This window comes from Xanthomonas sp. XNM01 (genome assembly GCF_014851915.1).
Taxonomy (GTDB): Bacteria; Pseudomonadota; Gammaproteobacteria; order Xanthomonadales; family Xanthomonadaceae; genus Pseudoxanthomonas.
Genome location: NZ_JACVAP010000003.1, coordinates 492,405 through 510,493, shown reverse-complemented (window position 1 = coordinate 510,493; position 18,089 = coordinate 492,405). Strand labels below are relative to the sequence as shown.

Here is an 18,089-nt window from a genome sequence, read left to right as displayed (position 1 = left end):
GGGTCAGTCCTTCGCGCGCGCCAGCACCCAGGCGGGCACCGGCTTGAGGTCGTGGACCAGGCGCAGCGCGGCCAGCAGCCGCAGTCCGTACCAGGTCAGGTCGATCTCCCACCAGCGGAAGCCCTGACGGGCGGTGCCGGGGAAGAAGTGGTGGTTGTTGTGCCAGCCCTCGCCGAAGGTCAGCAGCGCCAGCCACAGGTTGTTGCGGCTGTCGTCGCGGGTCTCGAAGCGGCGGCTGCCGAAGCGGTGCGCCAGCGAGTTGATCGTCACCGTGGCGTGGAACAGCACCACCGTGGACACGAAGAAGCCCCAGACCAGCAGCTGCGGGCCGCTGGTGCCCAGGCCGGGCGCGAAGCGTTCGAGCGCCGCGCCCAGCGCGTACAGCGCGGCGGCCAGCAGCACCGGCACCGCGACGTCGAAGCGGTCCAGCCAGCGCAGTTCCGGATAGCCGGCCAGGTCGGGGATGCGCGACCAGTCGGTGGCGAAGCCGCCGCGGGTCAGGAACCAGCCGACGTGGCTGCGCCAGAAGCCGTGCACGACCGGCGAATGCGGATCCTGCGGGCCGTCGGCGTGGCGGTGGTGGTGGCGGTGGTGCGCGGCCCACCACAGCGGCCCGCGCTGCACGCTGGACGCGCCCAGCACCGCGAACAGGAACTGCACCGGGCGCGAGGTGCGGAAGGTGCGGTGCGAGAAGTAGCGGTGGTAGAAGCCGGTGATCGCGAACATCCGCAGCGCGTACAGCGCCAGCGCCACCAGCACCGCCGTCCACGACACGCCCACCCAGACCACGCCGATGCAGGCCAGGTGCATGCCCAGGAACGGCAGCGCGCGCAGCCAGTCGATCCGCTCGGCATCGGCCGGATCGGCGACGCCGTCATGGCGGCCGGCATCGATCCAGCGGCGCAGGGCGGTCCACGTCCCGCGGGCGGGGACGGTGGTGGATGGACCGGAGGCGGAAGCCGGCATCGGGCGTCTCCATGGGCAATGCATGGAGATACGGACGCCGGCACGATCCGGATGCAGCCGCCGGCGAAAATTTCATCCCGGCGTTGCAGGGTGCCGGTCGGGCACCCGCTGCGGCCGCCCGCCAGGGACGGGACGGCCGCGGGAACGGCCGTCAGAGCAGGGCGATGTCGCCCTTGGCCACGATCGGCCCGGTGGCCACGCCGGTCGGCGCGCCGCCTTCGGGCTCCAGGGTGATCGCCAGCGCCGCACCGGCCACCAGGTCCGCGCGCAGCGTGTCCGGAACGGTGACCGTATGCGCGCGCTCGTGCGAGACCACGCCGAGCGAACGCACCTGGCCGGCCGGCGAGATCAGCCACAGCTCGGGGACGCGGCCCCCGGCATCGGCCGGCGCGGGCACCGGCACCATCAGCACGGTGCCGTGGCTGCGGTCGACCGACGCCAGCCAGCCGGGGCTGCCGTCGTCGCGCAGCAGCGGCGTCACCGGACGGGTGGCCGCCGGATCCTCGGCCGGCACGGCCGGGGCCGAGACCACCGGCGGGGCCGGCAGCGGGGCCGGCACGTCGGGCTGGCGGCCGACCAGCACCGCCACCAGCGCGGCGCAGGCGGCCAGCGCGGTGGTGGCCTGCCACAGCCGCGGGTTCTGCCACGGGCCACGCGCCGGTGCCGGCGTCGCCTCCACCGCGGCCCAGCCCAGGCGCTGGCGCAGCTGCGGCCACAGGTGCGCCGGCACCGGCACGCCGCCGATGTCCTCGAGCAGCGGCGCGAGCCGGCGCTCCCAGTCGGCGACCAGCCGGGCGAAGCCGGGATCGGTGGCGATGCGCTCGCGCACCTGCGCGCGGGTCTCGGGATCGAGCACGCCCAGCACGTACTCGCCGGCCAGCAGGTCGGCCCCGGTCGGGCCTTCGCCCGTCTCGTCGGAATGGCGGATGTTCATCGTTCCAGGCACGTCCTGAGCTGGGCCAGCCCACGCCGGATCCAGCTCTTGACCGACCCCAGCGGCGATCCGCTGCGGTGGGCGAGCTCCTCGTAGGTCGAGCCATCGAAAAAAGCGGCGCGGATCAGCGTGCTCCGGCGCGGCTCCAGGCCGCCCAGGCAGTGCTCCAGCCGTGCGCGGTCGGAAGCGGCTTCGGCGGCCGGCATCGGGCCGGCGCCGTCCTCGTCGGCCAGCACCTCGGCCAGTTCGATCGGATCCTGGCTGCCGCGCGGCGGCGCCGCACGCAGCCGGTCGATCGCGCGGTTGCGCGCCAGCGTGGCCAGCCAGGTCATGGCCGCGGCCTTGCCGGGGTCGAACTGGCCGGCCTTGTGCCAGATCGTGGCGAACACGTCCTGCAGCGTGTCCTCGGCATCGGCGCGCTCGCGCAGCAGGCGCAGGCAGATGTCGAACAGGCGCGGCGACACGTTGGCGTAGAGCTGCTCGAAGGCGCGGCGGTCGCCGTCGGCGACGCGGGCCAGCAGCTGTGCCAGCGCGGCGGCGCCCGCCTCGTCGGCACTGTCGGGTCGGGGCATTGCGGCGGCGTTCCGGCTTGGAGGCGAGCCCGCATCCTCGGCGTTCGCCGGCCGGCTGGCAAGCCGCTCATGGCCCGCAGTCCGCGACCAGCGGCCGCTCCAGGTCGCGGGCGAAGGCGTCGCCGTCGGCGGCCGGCCGCGGCGGCTGCGGGAACACGATCCGCACCTGCGGGTTGCGTCCGCGCCGGTCGCGCACGTTGCCGGTGCCGGCGAACTCCAGCAGCCGCTCGCCGTCCCGGGAAAAGACCAGGGACGTGGCCGGCACCGCGAAGCCGAACCACTGGTCCAGCGTCATCCGCAGGCGATGCGCCGGCTGGCCGTGCCAGGCCTGCGCGCCGACAGGCTCCAGCTTGACCGGCACGAAGCGCTGCATCGACGGCACCAGGACGCCGAACCGGACCGCCCGGCCGGCCGCCAGCGCGGGCCAGTGGTGGCGCACGGCCTCGACGAAGCCGGCGTCGATCACCCCGTCCGCCGGCACCTGCAGCGGACGGACGGTGGTGGGCGCCGTGGCAGCGGTGCGCACGAAGACCTCGCGCGCGCCATCGCCGCGCACGCCTTCGCGGTAGCCGCTGCGGGCATCGTCGAACTGGAAGTCCGGCGCGGCCGGGTCGCCGCGGCGCCACAGCCGCTTGCGGGCGAACGCGCGGCCGTCGGGGCAGGTGTAGAGCACCAGCCGGGTCAGGCCGTCGGGCCGGTCCAGCCCGGTCCAGTGGGTCTCGCCGTACAGCGGTGCACCGTCGGCGGCGAACGCCCGGGCCTGCTGCTGCAGCGGCGCCGCGCCGGCCGTGCCCGCCAGGCACAGCGCGGCGGCCAGCAGCCAGGGCGGGCGGACGGGGGGTCGGGGACGGTCGGGCATCGGGCGGCTCCGCCGGTGGGTACTGCAGACGGATACGCGGCGAGCGTCGCGCCGGATGCAGGCGGTGGCGGGCTGTCGATCCGGAGGCGTCGCAACGTCGGACGCCGGCGGTGCCCGGCACCCGCGCGATGCCGCCGTCGCGCTCAGGACCCGGCGGGCAGGACCAGGGTGGCGCGCAGGCCGGGGCCGCCGTTGGCCAGCTCCAGCCGGCCGGCATAGCTGTCGGCGATGTCGCTGACGATCGCCAGGCCCAGGCCGCTGCTGGAGGCGCGCTCGTCCAGGCGGACGCGCCGCTCGACCACGCGCGCCAGCGCCTCCGGCGGGAGGCCCGGGCCGTCGTCGGCGACGACGATCCGCAGCGTGTCGCCCTCGCGCGTGGCGCTCACCGCGATCCGCGCGGTCGCCCAGCGGGCGGCGTTGTCGAGCAGGTTGCCGAGCATTTCCTCCAGATCCTCGCGCGCACCGGCGAAGACCTCGCCGCCGCAGCCGTCGAGGTCGAACGCCAGCGCGCGCCCGGCGTGCACGCGCTGCATCACCCGCGCCAGCGCGGCCACCACCGGCTGGACCGGCGTGCGCTGGCGCGGATCGGCGGCCACGCCCACCGCCAGGTAGCGGTCGATGCTGCCGCGCATGCGCCGGGTCTGTTCGCCGACGGTCTGCCGCCAGTCGCGGCCGTCGCCCTCGGTCTCGGCGGCCAGCACCGCCAGCGGGGTCTTCAGCGCATGCGCCAGGTCCTCGGCGCTGCTGCGCGCGCGCGCAACCATGCGCCCGTGGTGGTCGAGCAGTTCGTTGAGGTGGCCGGCCAGCGGCGCGACCTCGTCCAGCAGGCCCTGCTCGGGAAAGCGCGCGTCCTCGCCGCGGCGCACGCGCGCGGCGATCTGGCCGAGCCGTTCCAGCGGGCGCAGGCCGAAATTGACCTGTGCGGCCAGCACCGCGAACCACAGCGCGGTCAGCACCGCCAGCGCCAGCGCGGTGCGGTTGCGGAAATAGGCCGCGTCCTCCTGCAGGTGGCTGCGGTCGCTGGCGACGACGAAGATCGTCGGTGCGGCGCTGCGCGGCATCCGGATCTGCTGCGCCAGGCCGCGCAGCGGCTGCTGCATGGGGCCGTCCAGGTCGAACGGCTGCGGCTGGCCCGATTCCAGCGCCGGCGGCACGCTCAGCGACTGGTCCCACAGCGAGCGCGACTGCAGCAGCGGCTGCGCGCGCGCGTCCATCACCTGCCAGTAGCTGCCGGAAAACACGCGCGCGTAGCGCTGGTCGCTGCTCTCGCGCATGTGCAGCCGGCCGGCCTCATCGGTTTCGGCGTGGGCCAGCACCGCGATCAGGTCGTCGGCCAGGCGCCGGTCCAGCGCGTTGAGCGTTGCCCGCTCGAACAGGCTGCCCAGCAGCCAGGTGGCCACCGCCGACACCAGCAGCACGCCCAGGGTGCCCGCCAGCAGCAGCCGTTGCCGCAGCGAGTAGCCGCGTTTCATGCCGACGCGGACAGCCGGAAGCCCTGGCCGCGCACGGTGTGGATCAGGTTGGCCTCGCCGAGCTTGCGGCGGATGCGCCCGATCAGCACGTCCAGGGTGTTGGAGTCCGGATCGAAGCCGGCCTCGTAGACGTGCTCGCCCAGCCGCGCGCGGCTGATCACCACCTCGGGGTGGTGCATGAAGTAGGCGAGGATGCGGTGCTCGTGCGCGGTCAGCGCCAGCGGCATGCCATCCAGGTCGAAGCGGCCGGCGTTGATGTCCAGCTGCAGCGGCCCGCACTGCAGGCGCGGATGCGCATGGCCGGCGCTGCGCCGGATCAGCGCGCGCAGGCGCAGCAGCAGTTCCTCGACCTGGAACGGCTTGGTCAGGTAGTCGTCGGCGCCGGCGTCGAACCCGGCCAGCTTGTCGTGCCAGCGCGCGCGCGCGGTCAGCACCAGCACCGGCAGGTCGCGCCCGGCCGCGCGCCAGCGTTCGAGCACGCTCAGCCCGTCCAGGTCGGGCAGGCCCAGGTCGACCACGGCCGCGTCGAACTCCTCGACCTGGCCCTGGTACTCGGCATCGACGCCGTCGGCGGCGTGCACGACGACGAAGCCGGCCTCCTCCAGCGCACTGCGGATCCGCGCGGCCAGCGCGATGTCGTCCTCGGCCAGCAGGATGCGCATCAGTCGTCGAACTCGATCTTCTTCAGGCGGCCATTGGTCGCGTCGTACTCGAGTTCGACCACCACGCCGTCGCGGCCCAGAATCTCGATCTCGTACTCGTCGCCGTCCAGCTCCACCTCGACCAGGGTGCCCGGATAGCGGCGCAGCGCGTCGGCCAGCACCTGTTCCAGCGGCACGATGCGGCCGGCCTGCACCGCCTCGCGCACCTTCTTCTGCTGGTTGGCGCTCATCGCGTCGTCCTGCGGCGCGGGCACGCGCGGCTCCGGCGCCTGGAACAGGGCCAGCATCAGCGGGATCAGGGCGAGCAGGGGCATGGCGTTGGCGTGCCTGGGAATCCGGGTGGCAAGGAATACCGGGCGATCTTAAACGGCATCTAACGGCCACGCTCATGGCCGTGTTAGGGGCGATCCGCAGACTGCAGCGGCCGGACTTCCCCGGCTCAGCGAGGACCCCTCCATGAAGAAGCGACTGATCGTCGTGGCCGGCCTGCTGGCGATCGCGGCCAGCGTCCCGGCGCTCGCCATCGGCGGCGCCGTCATCGACGTGCAGAAGAAGCTGGCCGACGCCGGCTACCGCGACATCCACGACATCGAACACGACGACGGCCTCTGGGAGGCCGACGTGACCCGTCCCGACGGCAGCCGCGGCGACGTGGCCATCGACCTCGAGCGCGGCGAGATCTTCGACGCCCGCGGCGGCCGCGCGCTGCTCGGCGCCGATGCGGTGCTGGCCAAGGTCGCCGCACTCGGCTACCGCGACGTGACCTCGCTCGACCGCGACGGCGCGCTCTGGGACGTCGATGCGACCGGCCCGGATGGCCGCCGCATGGACCTGCGCCTGAGCGGCCACGACGGCCGCCTGCTGCACAGCAAGCCCGACCGCGACTGATTCCCCTGCCGGTGCGTGCCACCGCGCCGGCCCGTTCCCCACACCACCACCCCACCAAGGACATCCAAGCAATGAAGTACACCCTGCTGGCCGCCGCACTGCTGCTGTCGATCCCCGCCGCCCACGCCGCCGACCAGGCCGATGGCCATTCGCGCTTCGTCGCCAACGTCGGCTATGCCTCGCTCAACCAGAAGGGCGACACCGTGGTGCCGGTTCAGCTGGGCAACGGCTGGCCGCGCGGCACCGAGGTGGAGAACAGCGACGACGGCGGCGCGGCCACGCTGGGCCTGAGCTGGTACGTCACCCGCAACATCGCGCTGGAACTGTGGGGCGCCACCCGCGCCGACAGCGACGTCGAGATCGACGTCGAGAACGCGCCGGACGTGCACGTGGCCCGCTACAGCACCCGTCCGCTGGCGCTGAGCGTGCAGTACCACTTCAACGACGTGTTCTCGGTGGCCGGCAAGCCGGTGGTGCCGTTCGTCGGCCTGGGCTATCACCGCACCGAAGTCAGCGGCGTCAGCGGCACCGTCGCGGTGCCGGGCTTCGCCGGGCTGGAGATCGACGATGGCAGCGGCCTGGCGGCGACCGCCGGCGTGGACGTCAACCTGGGCAACCACTGGTTCGTGCGCGGCGACGTGCGCTACCTGCAGTGGGACACCGAGTCCACGGTCGGCGGCCGACGCCTGGCCACGGCCGACATGGACACGCTGACCTACGGCGCCAGCATCGGCGTGCGCTTCTGATCGAGGCCCGCCGCGGCGGTGCTGCAGCGACGACGGCGCGGTCACCGCGCCGTCGTCGCATCCGGCCGGCTCAGCGGCGCCAGAGCTTGTCCAGGTCGCGGAATCCCCACGGTTCGGGCGACTCGGCCTGGACGATCCGGTCGTGGTTGCCGGGCGCGGCCAGGTCGATGTCCTGGACCAGGATGTGCTGGCGGGTGCGCGCGGAAAAGAACACGCATACGCGCGGGGTCAGCAGCTGCTCGGGATGCTGCTCGATCACCACCGCGAGCCGCTCAGACTCCAGCCGCACCAGGCTGCCGATCGGATAGATGCCCAGGCCGCGCACGAAGGCCTTGAACAGCGCCGGGTCGAAATGGCCGTCCCACGACGCCATCCGGCGCAGCGCCTCGCCCGGATCCCAGGCGTTCTTGTACGGCCGGTGCGAGGTGACCGCGTCGTAGACGTCGCAGATCGCGCCCATCCGCGCCAGCGGGGTGATCGCCTCGCCGCTCAGGCCGTGCGGGTAGCCGCTGCCGTCGATCTTCTCGTGGTGGTGCAGCGCGATCTCCAGCACCGGCCGGTGTTCCATGCCCGCCCCGCGCAGCATCTGTTCGCCGTGCTCGGGGTGGGTCTTGACCAGGGCGTACTCGCGCTCGTCCAGCCGGCCGGGCTTGTTGAGGATCTCCAGCGGGATCGCGGCCTTGCCCAGGTCGTGCAGGACCCCGCCCAGGGTCGCATCCAGCGCCTGGTCCTCGTCCATGCCGAGCTGGCGCGACAGCATCGCCATCAGCGCACCGACCGCGATCGAGTGCATGTAGGTGTAGTCGTCGGCGCTCTTGATCCGCGCCACGCTGGACAGCGCCGCCGGGTGCCGCGCGATCGAGGCGTTGATCGCCTGCGCCAGCGGCAGCGCGGCCTCGGCCGACGCGATCCGGCCCAGCCGGGCCTGGTGGAACAGCGAGGACACCAGGCCGCGCCCGTCGTGGACGATCCGCTGCGCCTGCTCCATCTCCGCGGCCAGCGCCGCGGTCGGGCCGCGGGTCAGGACCGCCGGCGCGGCGGGGGCCGGGTCGGGGGCGTCGGCCGGTGCGGGCGGGTCGTCGTCGGCCGTGCACTGTCCGGCATCGGCGTCCTCGATGTCGGGTCCGAGCGCGGTGTCGATCACCACCTGGCGCACGATGCTGGCCTGCAGTCTGGCGATGTCCTCGTCGCCGGCGACGAAGGCGGTGCGCCAGAACGGGTGCTTCAACCACGAGCCCAGCAGCCGTTGCACGTGCATGCCCGGGCGGAGCTGGTCGACATCGATGGTCTTGAGCATGCGGAGTCCGGCGTCGACGGTGGCACGGTGTCGGCGCCGGGAAGGACGTCGCTGGCAACTGGCCTGGGGAAATCGGGGCATCCAGCCCCCCGTCACCCATAAGGCGGCCGCGGAGGCGGTTCTTTTAAGCGCCGTGGCCGGACGGCGTCGCGGGCGCACGCATCCCGGCCAGCGTCGGCATCGCGCCGCGCATGGCCTGCAGGAACAGCCGCAGCCGGGCCGGGTAGAAGCGCGCCCAGGGATGGATCAGGTGCACCGGCAGCGCCGGCGCCTCCCAGGCCGGCGCCAGCTGCAGCAGCCGGCCCGCGGCCAGGTCCTCGGCCACCAGCCAGGAAGAGACGATGCCGGCGCCGAGCCCGGCCAGGATCGCGCCGCGCAACGCGTACAGGCTGTCGGTGCTGAAGCGCGGCCGGATCGCGAAGCGGTGCAGGCGTCCGTCGGCGTGCCGCAGCGCGACCTCGTCGCGGTAGAACGTGTGCAGCGCCAGCCATGGCAGCGCCTCCAGCCCGGCCGCGTCGGCCGGTGGCGGCCCGCCCTGCAGCAGCGCCGGTGCGGCCACCACGATGCGCGGCACCTCCGCCAGGCGGGTGGCGACCACGTCGGGCGTGTGCAGCGCGCCGACCTGGATCGCGCAGTCCACGCCGTCGGCGATGAACTCCGGATGGCGGTCGTGCAGCAGCCACTCCACGTCCACGCCCGGATGCTGGCGCAGGTAGGCGGCCAGCGGTTCCAGCAGCACGCCCTGGCCGAAGGCGTGCGGCACCACCACCCGCAGCCGGCCCTCGGCGCGCTCGCGGGCGCCGCGCAGGTCGGCCTGCAGCGTGTCCCACTCGTCCAGCAGCGCCCGCGCGTGCGCATGGCAGCGCCGGCCGTCGTCGGTGAGCCGCATCTGGTGGGTCGAGCGCTGCAGCAGGCGCAGGCCCAGCGCCTGCTCGAGCGCGCGCAGCCGGCGGCTGACCGTGGGCTGGGTGGTTCCCAGCTGGGCGGCGGCGGCCGACAGGCTGCCGGCCTCGACGATGCGGACGAAGGTCTGCAGCAGGCCGAGCCGGTCGGCCCCGAAAGGATCGCGTTCGTTCATGCGTCTGGCGTATGGCCGAAGAACGGGGCATGAGCCTACCGGCGGTGCGCTCCGGCGCGCAACCTGCCGCCATTCCCACGTTGCGGCTGGAGAACGACGATGAGTGCCATACCTGGAGTGCATGACGAAGGCGCGGCGGACCTGCCCCGTCATCGGGTCCTGCTGCTGTCCGCCGGCGCCGGTCTGGCGGTGGCCTCGCTGTACTACAGCCAGCCGATGCTGGCCGTGCTCGATGCCGACCTGGGCGTCGGCGGGCGCGCCATCGGCTGGATTCCCACCCTGACCCAGCTCGGCTACGCGCTGGGGATCCTGCTGCTGATCCCGCTCGGCGACCGGGTCGACCGGCGCCGCCTGATCCTGGCCAAGGCGCTGCTGCTGGCGCTGGCCCTGCTGGCCACCGCGCTGGCGCCGGGCATCGCGACCCTGCTGGCCGCGAGCCTGGCGGTCGGCGTGCTGGCGACGCTGGCCCAGGACATCGTGCCGACGGCCGCGGTGCTGGCGCCGGCCACGCGCCGTGGCCGCGTGGTCGGCACGGTGATGACCGGCCTGCTGCTGGGCATCCTGCTGTCGCGCGTGGTCAGCGGCGTGCTCGCCGAGCAGCTGGGCTGGCAGGCGGTCTACCTGCTGGCCGCCGCCGCGGTCGCCGTGGCCGGCGTGCTGCTCTGGCAGGGGCTGCCACCGATGGTGCCGGCCGCACCGCTGGCCTACCGCGCGCTGATGGCCTCGCTGGCCGGGCTCTGGACGCGGCATCCGGCCCTGCACCGGGCGTTCTGGGCGCAGGGCCTGCTGTCGCTGGGCTTCAGCGCGTTCTGGTCGACCCTGGCGGTGATGCTGCATACCCGGTTCGGCCTGGGCAGCGCGGCGGCCGGTGCGTTCGGACTGGCCGGTGCCGCCGGCGCGCTGGCCGCCCCGCTGGCCGGGCGCCTCGCCGACCGGCGCGGGCCGGAAACCGCGATCCGCGCCGGGGCCGCGCTGGCGGCGCTGTCCTTCGCTGCGCTGTGGCTGGACCCGCTCCTGCACGGGCCGTGGCCGCTGGTGCTGCTGGCGCTGGCCGCGGTGGGCTTCGACTTCGGCATCCAGGCCGCGCTGGTCGCGCACCAGACCCAGGTCTACGGACTCGACCCGGCCGCCCGCAGCCGGCTCAACGCGGTGCTGTTCACCGGTGTGTTCACCGGCATGGCGGCGGGTGCGGCCATCGCCAGCCAGCTGCTGGCCGCGCTGGGCTGGGCGGCGGTGGTGGCGCTGGCGGTGGCCGCCTCGGTGGCGGCCCTGCTGGTCCGGCTGCGGCGCGGCTGATACCCGGCGTCGCGGCCGGACATCGACGCCGGCACCGCGCGCCGGGCGCGGCCTACTCGCGGTCGATCGCGGCGAACGCGTCCAGCTCGGCCTGGGCGCGGCGCAGGCTGGTGCCGGTGACGGCATCGTCCATCGACTGCCGCAGCCGTGGCCGCCGCGGATCGCGCGACCAGCGGTGGAACCAACCGCTGGCCACCAGGCCGAGCACGCCGCCGCCGATCGCGCTCCAGACGAACAGCGGCTGCTGCGCGAACAGGTCGCCGCCGGGGCCGATGGCATGCAGCGCGGCGATCACCACGACCCAGAACACCCACCAGACCAGGCCGATCCACATCCCGGCGCCGACGTAGAAGCGGCGCAGCCGCGCCAGCCGCTGCTGCAGGTCCAGCACCGCGCAGGCCGGGTCCAGGCGCGCGGCCAGGTGCAGCGTGTGGCCGGCGAAGGCGATGCAGGCCACGCCGTAGACATGGACCAGCACGCCGCTGATGAAGGCGCCGTTGAAGGCGCCGCCGTCCATGCGCGCACCGGCACGCCAGGCCGCCACGCCGAGCGCGATCATGCCGATGCCGAACAGGATCTGCAGGCCCTGGCCGAGCAGCAGCGGCCACAGTGAGCGGCGCATGCGCCCGACCGAGGCGCGGCGCTCGCGCTGCAGGTCCAGCGCCATCTGCCGTTCCAGCCGGCGGTCCAGGGTCTGCCAGGTCAGGCGGAGTTCGTCGAGGTCCATGGTCATGCTCCCTGCGGGCGCTGCGGCCCGGTCATGTGCTGGCGGATGCGCTGCTTGAGGCGGTGGATGCGGGTGCCGACGTTGCTTTCGCTGATGCCCAGGATCTCGGCGATCTGCGCATGGCTGCGCTCGTCCAGGTGGAGCATCGCCAGCGCGCGGCTCATCGGATCGAGGCCGGCGATGGCGGCATGCAGCAGTGCGACCAGCTGGTCGGTTTCGTGATCGAACGGCGCCTGGCCGAGGTGATGGTGGTCCTCGTCCAGCGGCTCGAAGCGCCGCCGTCGCCGCGATTCGCCGCGCACGTGGCTGATCGCCACGTTCAGCGCCACCTGGTACATCCAGGTCGAGAACGGCCGGCCGCGGTCGTAGCGCGGCCAGGCGCCCCACAGCGCGGCGACGATTTCCTGCGCCAGGTCGGCGCGGTCGTGCGGGTCGCGGCAGTAGGTGGCCGCGACCTTGCGCACGATGCCGGCATGGCGCTGCAGGCTGGCGGCGAAGTCGGTGGAGCCGTCGGTGGTCTGGGCGAGGGTGGCGGTCATGCCGGAGCGGTCGAGGCGGGTGTCATGGGGTGGTTCGTCCGACCACCGGAAAGATCACACATCGGCGGCGCCCCGGCGCGGCACGCTGCGCCGGACGGCCCGCCGCGTCGGAACGGTCCCGGACGGCGCGGACCGGCCGCACCGGCCCTGTGTCGAAACACGCCGGTCTCATCCGTCGTCCGGTAGAGGAGGGGCGGCAGGCGCATCCAGCGCCGCCGCCGATCCGCGTTCGACCCCGACCATCCGCAGTGAGGAGCGCCACCATGGCCTACATCGACGGTTTCGTGCTCGCCGTACCGACGGCGAACAAGCAGAAGTTCATCGACCATGCCCGCCTGGGCGATTCGGTCTTCATGGAGTTCGGCGCCACCCGCGTGGTCGAGTGCTGGGCCGACGACGTGCCCGACGGCACGCTTACCGACTTCCGCAAGGCGGTGCAGGCGACCGCGGACGAGACCGTGGTGTTCTCGTGGATCGAATGGCCGGACAAGGCCACCCGCGACGCCGGCATGCAGAAGATGATGGACGGCAACGACCCGCGCATGGATCCGGAGAAGAATCCGATGCCGTTCGACGGCAAGCGCATGATCTACGGCGGCTTCAGGCCGGTGATGGAACTGCCGGATTGAACCTGCGTTCCAACGCCGACATCGCGCGCGCCTGTTTCCTGGCCTACGCGGCTGGCGACAGGCCGGCGCTGGAGGCGCTGCTCGCACCGGGGCTGCGCTTCACCAGCCCGCTCGACAACGGGCTCGACCTGGCGACCTACCTGGCGGTCTGCTGGCCGACGCATGCCGGCATCGCCGGCTTCGCGTTCGTCCGCGTGATCGAGGACGGCGACACGGTGGTGGTGACCTACGAGCAGGCCCGCCACGATCGGCCGGGTGCCCGCAACACCGAGGTGCTGACGGTGCGCGACGGCCGCATCGAAGCGGTCGAGGTGTACTTCGGGTGGTCGTTGCCGCATCCGGTCGAGGCGGGCAGGCATCGCGATCCGCCGTGAACGCGCAGCGGCACTGCGCGCTGGACGCGCCGCGGCGCGGACGGCGTGCGGGCGCATCCCGCACCGGTGCAGCCGCTGGCGGACACCGGCCGGCACGGTGCGGAGGGGGTGACCCTCCGCACCGCGGCACTCAGGCCTGCTCGTCCGCGCGCGGCGAGATCCGCAGGCGGTCGACCCGGCGCCGGTCCAGCGACAGCACCTCCAGGTGCAGCGTGTCCAGATCGAAGGCGTCGCCCGCCGCCGGCAGCCGTTCCAGCTGGTGCAGCACCAGGCCCGACACGGTCACGTAGGTCGGATTGCGCGGCAGCACCAGGCCGGTCGTGCGCTCGACCTCGTCCAGCGACAACGAGCCGTCGACCACCCAGCCGCCGTCCTCGCGGACCACGCCGTGGTCCGGATCGCGGGTGTCGGCCAGGTCGCCGGCGATGGTCGCCAGCAGGTCGTTGGCGGTGACCAGGCCATCGATGCTGCCGTACTCGTCCACGATCACCGCCAGCGGGATCGGATGCTCGCGGATCCGGTCCAGCGCGCGCAGCGCGGTGGTGCCCTCGGGCAGGATCAGCGGCTCGCGGATCGCGGCGGCCAGCGACGGCGTGCCGTCCTTCAGCATCTCGGCCAGCAGGTCGCGGCTCTGGACCACGCCCTGCAGGTTGTCGAGCTCGCCGTCGCAGACCAGCAGGCGCGTGTGGGTCGAATCCAGCAGGCGCTCGCGCACATGCTCCTGACCGCGCGACACGTCGATCCAGGCGATGTCGCCGCGCACCGTCATCACGCTGCTGACCGGCCGCTCGGCCAGGGTCAGCACGCTGCGGATCATGTCGTGCTCGGCCGGCTCCAGCCCAGGTTCGTCGCCGGTGCCGACCGGCTCGACGTCGGCGCCGCCGACCTCCTCGAACTGCGGGCGCGCGCCCAGCAGGCGCAGCACCGCATCGGCGGTGCGCTGGCGCAGCGGCTGCTTGCGCTCGTTGCGCTCGTGGCGGATGCGCGACCACTGGTTGAACGCCTCGACCAGGATCGAGAACGCGATCGCCGCGTACAGGTAGCCCTTCGGGATCTTGAAGCCCAGGCCTTCGGCGACCAGGCTGAAACCGATCATCAGCAGGAAGCCCAGGCACAGCACGACCACGGTCGGGTGCTTGCCGACGAAGTTGGTCAGCGGCTTGCTGGCCAGCAGCATCACCGCCATCGCGATGGTGACGGCCGCGTACATCACGCCGAGCTGTTCGACCATGCCGACCGCGGTGATCACCGAGTCCAGCGAGAACACCGCATCGAGCACGACGATCTGGGTCAGGACCACGCCGAACGAGGCGTAGACCCGCCTGGTGGCGGTCTGGCTCTGATGGCCTTCGAGCCGTTCGTGCAGCTCCATCGTGGCCTTGAACAGCAGGAACACGCCGCCGATCAGCAGGATCAGGTCACGTCCGGAGAAGGAGTGGCCCCAGATCGAGAAGAGCGGGGTGACCAGGCCTGCGATCCAGGCGACCAGTGCCAGCAGCACCAGACGCATCAGCAGGGCCAGTGAGAGGCCGATGACGCGGGCCTTGTCGCGCTGCTCGGGCGGCAGCTTGTCGGCGAGGATCGCGATGAACACGAGGTTGTCGATACCCAGGACGATCTCGAGGATCACCAGGGTTGCCAGACCCATCCAGATTGACGGGTCGGAGAGCCATTCCATGCAGGGGTACGGGTAGCCAAGGGACCTCGATTCTTGCACGAGCGCGGTGACATCCGCGCGTCGTGCATCGCAACTGCCTGTCGTTGCAGGGATTTCACCGTGACCGGCGCATCGTCGTCCACGTGCGCAACGGCACGCAACGGAGACGACGATGGAACATCACGCCTTGCGGTTCGGACGCGGATTCCGGGTGATCGCCGGGCATCGGCGGGTGCAGGCGGCGCAGATGACGCTGGCGCCCGGGAAGAGCGAAGGTGGCCCGGACAACCGTCACCGCGGCGCGGACCAGTGGCTGTTCGTGGTGTCCGGCAGCGGCGTGGCGATCGTCGATGGCAGGCGCGTGCGCCTGAAGTCCGGCAGCCTGCTGCTGATCGCGCGCGGCGAGCGGCACGAGATCCGCAACACCGGACGCACGCCGCTGAAGACGCTCAACCTGTATGCGCCGCCGGCCTACACCGCCGATGGCCGCACCCTCGCGCCGGGGCGTCCGCGCTGAGCGCCGCCGCCGCTACTGCGCGGCGGTGACCCGGTTGCGGCCGGCGTGCTTGGACGCGTACATCGCCGCGTCGGCACGCTTGAACAGCGAGTCCTGGCTCTCGCCGAGCTGGCGCGCGGCCACGCCGGCCGAGAACGCGACCTCGACGGTGGCGCCATCGAGCACCAGCGCGCGACCGGCCAGCTCGCGCTGCAGGCGCTGCACCGCGGCCACCGCCTCGGCCAGCGGCGAGCCCGGCAGCAGCAGCACGAACTCCTCGCCGCCCAGACGCGCCAGCGCATCGCCGGCGCGCAGGCCGTCGCGCAGCACCTGGACCACGTGGCGCAGTGCGGCGTCGCCGCCGGCATGGCCGAAGCGTTCGTTGAAGCGGCGGAACTGGTCCATGTCCAGCAGGGCCAGGCTCAGCGGCTGGCCCTCGCGTTCGGCGCGCGCGACCTCGCGCGCGTACAGCTCGTCCAGGCCGCGCCGGTTGAGCACGCCGGTCAGCGGGTCGCTGCGGACCAGGTCGCCGGCGTCGCGCAGCTGCGCCTCGAGCGCGGCGATGCGCGCCTCGGCGGCGTCGACGTCCTCGCGCGCGGCCATCAGCTGTTCCTTGGAGCGCAGCGCCTGCGCCTGCAGCCGGGTGGTGTCTTCCAGCACGTCGTCGAGCCGGCGGCCGAGCTCGGCGATGCTGCGCGCCTCGCGGATCGCCGCTGCGTGGCTCTCCAGCCGGTTCTGGAACTCGCCGGTGCTGGCGGCCATGCCGTCCAGCCGCTCGACGAAGGTGCTCATCATCCCGCGCAGCGCATCCTTGGACTCGCCGATGCCCTGCTTGAGCAGGCCCTGCTGGTAGACCAGCTCGCGCAGGCTGTCGCGCGTGGTCTCCAGCGCCTGCCGGTCCGGGTTGTCGGCGATCAACCGCCGCACCACGCTGATCTGGCCATGCAGCCAGCTGCCGTCGTCGAGCAGCTCGTAGAGGTTCTCCAGCAGCAGGTCGAACAGGCCCAGCAGCATGCGCCGCTGTTCGTCGACCTCCTCGTGGTGCAGGCCGACCTGGTGGCAGAGCTCGCGGATGCGCCGCGCCAGCGGCTCCAGGTCGGTGCCGGTGCGCCACTGGCGGACCGCCTCGCCCAGGTCGCCGGCCTCGTCGGCCAGCGCCGGCAGCGGATGCAGCAGCGAGGCCAGCGCACCGCCCACGGTCTGCCGCAGCAGCTCGCGCAGCACGGTGAGCTCGCGTTCGGCTGCGTCGGGCGCGTCCAGGCTGCGCGCGAAGTCGAGCAGGTACTTGTCCAGGAACTGGCGCAGCAGGCGCGCGTAGCGGATCCAGTCGGCCTCGTCGGCGGCCGAGCGCAGGCGCAGGCCGAGGTCGCCCAGCTCGCCCGGCAGGGCGGCCATGCCGGCGGCGAAGGCCGGCAGCACGGTCCCCGGCTCCTGGTAGGGCGCCTGCAGCGACGGGCCTTCCTGGCCAGGGGCACCGGTCGTGGTCAGGCTGGTGCGGGACGGTCCGTGTGGGCTGCGCATCTGGAAGCTCCGGCGGTCGCTGCGCACCTGCGCGGGCGGCCGGGAAAAGAGGGATTGGTCGGATTAGCGGCCGCGCGCGGCGGGGGTTGAGCGGCCGGGCGGCAGCACCATCCGGGTCATCAGCGCATCGAGGATCGCGTCCGGCGCACCGGTGCACCAGCCGGTGTGCACCGGCGAGACCTGGATCACCGCGCTGCGCCGGGCGGTCAGCCAGTGGAAGCGCGCGCGCTGCGGCAGCTGGCCGATCGCGCCGCTGCCGGGCAGGCCGCGGGCGACCGCGACCAGCGCGTCGAGGTGGCGCTGCAGCGGCTCCGGATCGATGTGCGGGTCTAGCGCCCGCAGCCGGTCCGGGTCCAGCGCCACGCAGGCGTCGAGGAAGCGCTGCCCGGGGCAGGACAGGATCGCGCCGACGTTGATGAATTCCTCGCGTTCGACCCGCGGCACGGCGCGGATCACCGCGTAGTCATAGAGCGGCGCGGGCACGCAGGGCCTCCTCGAGGAACACGCGGCGCCCGTCCAGGCGCCGCAGCAGATGGTCGGCGTAGCCGGTGCGGCGGGCGGCCGCATCGATGCCGTCGGCGTCGTGCTCGAGCCAGGCGTCGGGTACCAGCGCCAGCACGCGTGCGATGGTGGCCGCGTCGAACGCGGCGGCCATGCGTGCATCGGCCGCTTCCAGCGCCGAGGCGAACGGCAGCAGCACGTGGTCGCGGATCAGGGGGAACGGCGACAGCGCCGCCTGCGCCACGCCGGTCCAGTCGTGGTGGAAGTACAGCGCCGCGCCATGGTCGATCAGGGTCAGCTGGCGGTGCCACACCATCAGGTTGGGGTTGCGCGCGCTGCGGTCGACGTTCTGCACGAAGGCGTCGAACCAGACGATGGCCGATGCCAGCTCCGGATCCGGCGGGTCGGCGGCCGGGTCGAAGGTCAGCGCGCCGGGCAGGTAGTCCAGCGCCAGGTTGAGCCCGGCGCTGGCGCGGATCAGGTCCTGGATCTCCGGGTCGCCTTCGGTGCGGGCCAGTTCCGGATCGAGCTCGACCAGGACCAGGTCCGGCATCGGCAGGCCGGCCGCCCGCGCCAGTTCGCCGGCGACCAGTTCGGCCACCAGCGCCTTCGGGCCCTGGCCGGCACCGCGGAACTTGAGCACGTAGAGGCCGGCGTCGTCGGCCTCGACCACGGCCGGCAGCGACCCGCCTTCGCGCAGCGGGGTGACGTAGCGGGTGACGGCGACGGTGCGCACGCGGGGCTCCGGTTCGGGAGCGTGAATGGTAACGCCTGGTCCCCACGCGCCGGTCGGGTCGCTGGCAGGACGCACCTGCGCGCCGGCGGGGCTGATCGTGCCGCCCGGCGCGGGTAGCCTGTGCTCCCGCCCCGGACGC

The 18,089-nt window shown here is 73.3% G+C and carries 21 protein-coding genes; 6 read left to right on the top strand and 15 right to left on the bottom strand.

What is annotated here, in order from left to right; translation table 11 throughout:
- Nucleotides 1-3 precede the first annotated feature (3 nt).
- The 7 genes from IB242_RS13600 to IB242_RS13570 form a co-directional block, all read right to left on the bottom strand.
- Complete coding sequence (locus IB242_RS13600) at nt 4-966, bottom strand: acyl-CoA desaturase (protein ID WP_192280217.1); 963 nt, start codon at nt 964-966, stop codon at nt 4-6.
- A 151-nt stretch (nt 967-1,117) separates the two neighbouring features.
- The gene (locus tag IB242_RS13595; protein ID WP_192280214.1) at nt 1,118-1,900 is read right to left on the bottom strand and encodes an anti-sigma factor; all 783 of its coding nucleotides are present in this window, start codon (nt 1,898-1,900) and stop codon (nt 1,118-1,120) included.
- Entirely contained in the window at nt 1,897-2,472 is a 576-nt protein-coding gene (locus IB242_RS13590; protein ID WP_192280212.1) for a sigma-70 family RNA polymerase sigma factor, read from the bottom strand. Before IB242_RS13590 ends, IB242_RS13595 begins: the two co-directional genes overlap by 4 nt.
- A 67-nt stretch (nt 2,473-2,539) precedes the next feature.
- A complete protein-coding gene (locus IB242_RS13585; protein WP_192280209.1) occupies nt 2,540-3,331 on the bottom strand; it encodes a hypothetical protein in 792 nt (263 codons plus the stop codon).
- A gap of 143 nt (nt 3,332-3,474) precedes the next feature.
- Complete coding sequence (locus IB242_RS13580) at nt 3,475-4,803, bottom strand: HAMP domain-containing sensor histidine kinase (protein WP_192280206.1); 1,329 nt, start codon at nt 4,801-4,803, stop codon at nt 3,475-3,477.
- Nucleotides 4,800-5,465, bottom strand: a complete 666-nt coding sequence (locus IB242_RS13575) for a response regulator transcription factor (RefSeq protein WP_192280203.1) — start codon at nt 5,463-5,465, stop codon at nt 4,800-4,802. The genes IB242_RS13580 and IB242_RS13575 overlap by 4 nt, the downstream gene beginning before the upstream one ends.
- Entirely contained in the window at nt 5,465-5,773 is a 309-nt protein-coding gene (locus IB242_RS13570) for a PepSY domain-containing protein (protein WP_192280621.1), read from the bottom strand. Before IB242_RS13570 ends, IB242_RS13575 begins: the two co-directional genes overlap by 1 nt.
- 148 nt (nt 5,774-5,921) lie before the next feature.
- On the opposite strand from IB242_RS13570, the gene IB242_RS13565 reads away from it, so the two are divergent.
- Together IB242_RS13565 and IB242_RS13560 are read left to right on the top strand one after the other, a co-directional pair.
- On the top strand, nt 5,922-6,353 hold the full coding sequence (locus IB242_RS13565; RefSeq protein WP_192280200.1) for a PepSY domain-containing protein: 432 nt from the start codon (nt 5,922-5,924) through the stop codon (nt 6,351-6,353).
- A gap of 71 nt (nt 6,354-6,424) precedes the next feature.
- On the top strand, nt 6,425-7,099 hold the full coding sequence (locus tag IB242_RS13560; RefSeq protein WP_192280197.1) for an OmpW family outer membrane protein: 675 nt from the start codon (nt 6,425-6,427) through the stop codon (nt 7,097-7,099).
- Between the two features lie 70 nt (nt 7,100-7,169).
- Here IB242_RS13560 and IB242_RS13555 read toward each other — a convergent pair whose 3' ends face one another.
- Both IB242_RS13555 and IB242_RS13550 read right to left on the bottom strand, forming a co-directional pair.
- A complete protein-coding gene (locus tag IB242_RS13555) occupies nt 7,170-8,396 on the bottom strand; it encodes an HD-GYP domain-containing protein (protein ID WP_192280194.1) in 1,227 nt (408 codons plus the stop codon).
- 124 nt (nt 8,397-8,520) lie between these two features.
- On the bottom strand, nt 8,521-9,474 hold the full coding sequence (locus IB242_RS13550) for a LysR family transcriptional regulator (RefSeq protein WP_192280191.1): 954 nt from the start codon (nt 9,472-9,474) through the stop codon (nt 8,521-8,523).
- 99 nt (nt 9,475-9,573) lie between these two features.
- On the opposite strand from IB242_RS13550, the gene IB242_RS13545 reads away from it, so the two are divergent.
- Complete coding sequence (locus IB242_RS13545) at nt 9,574-10,770, top strand: MFS transporter (protein WP_192280188.1); 1,197 nt, start codon at nt 9,574-9,576, stop codon at nt 10,768-10,770.
- A gap of 52 nt (nt 10,771-10,822) precedes the next feature.
- Here IB242_RS13545 and IB242_RS13540 read toward each other — a convergent pair whose 3' ends face one another.
- Nucleotides 10,823-11,497, bottom strand: a complete 675-nt coding sequence (locus IB242_RS13540; RefSeq protein ID WP_192280185.1) for a serine/threonine protein kinase — start codon at nt 11,495-11,497, stop codon at nt 10,823-10,825.
- 2 nt (nt 11,498-11,499) lie between these two features.
- The gene (locus tag IB242_RS13535) at nt 11,500-12,036 is read right to left on the bottom strand and encodes a sigma-70 family RNA polymerase sigma factor (protein ID WP_192280182.1); all 537 of its coding nucleotides are present in this window, start codon (nt 12,034-12,036) and stop codon (nt 11,500-11,502) included.
- A 263-nt stretch (nt 12,037-12,299) separates the two neighbouring features.
- On the opposite strand from IB242_RS13535, the gene IB242_RS13530 reads away from it, so the two are divergent.
- Together IB242_RS13530 and IB242_RS13525 are read left to right on the top strand one after the other, a co-directional pair.
- A complete protein-coding gene (locus IB242_RS13530; RefSeq protein ID WP_192280179.1) occupies nt 12,300-12,665 on the top strand; it encodes a DUF1428 domain-containing protein in 366 nt (121 codons plus the stop codon).
- A complete protein-coding gene (locus tag IB242_RS13525) occupies nt 12,662-13,039 on the top strand; it encodes a nuclear transport factor 2 family protein (RefSeq protein WP_225540570.1) in 378 nt (125 codons plus the stop codon). Before IB242_RS13530 ends, IB242_RS13525 begins: the two co-directional genes overlap by 4 nt.
- A 130-nt stretch (nt 13,040-13,169) precedes the next feature.
- Here IB242_RS13525 and IB242_RS13520 read toward each other — a convergent pair whose 3' ends face one another.
- Entirely contained in the window at nt 13,170-14,717 is a 1,548-nt protein-coding gene (locus IB242_RS13520) for a TerC family protein (RefSeq protein ID WP_192280178.1), read from the bottom strand.
- A 151-nt stretch (nt 14,718-14,868) separates the two neighbouring features.
- On the opposite strand from IB242_RS13520, the gene IB242_RS13515 reads away from it, so the two are divergent.
- Nucleotides 14,869-15,213, top strand: coding sequence for a cupin domain-containing protein (locus IB242_RS13515; RefSeq protein WP_192280175.1), 345 nt, complete (start codon nt 14,869-14,871; stop codon nt 15,211-15,213).
- Between the two features lie 12 nt (nt 15,214-15,225).
- Here the strand turns inward: IB242_RS13515 and IB242_RS13510 are convergent, their stop codons facing one another.
- The 3 genes from IB242_RS13510 to IB242_RS13500 form a co-directional block, all read right to left on the bottom strand.
- A complete protein-coding gene (locus IB242_RS13510) occupies nt 15,226-16,713 on the bottom strand; it encodes a GGDEF domain-containing protein (protein ID WP_192280172.1) in 1,488 nt (495 codons plus the stop codon).
- Nucleotides 16,714-16,776: 63 nt separating this feature from the next.
- Nucleotides 16,777-17,196 (bottom strand): DUF3037 domain-containing protein, encoded by a 420-nt coding sequence (locus IB242_RS13505; protein WP_343237146.1) that lies wholly within the window; start codon nt 17,194-17,196, stop codon nt 16,777-16,779.
- Nucleotides 17,177-17,950, bottom strand: a complete 774-nt coding sequence (locus IB242_RS13500; RefSeq protein WP_192280155.1) for a HipA family kinase — start codon at nt 17,948-17,950, stop codon at nt 17,177-17,179. Before IB242_RS13500 ends, IB242_RS13505 begins: the two co-directional genes overlap by 20 nt.
- Between the last annotated feature and the right edge of the window lie 139 nt (nt 17,951-18,089).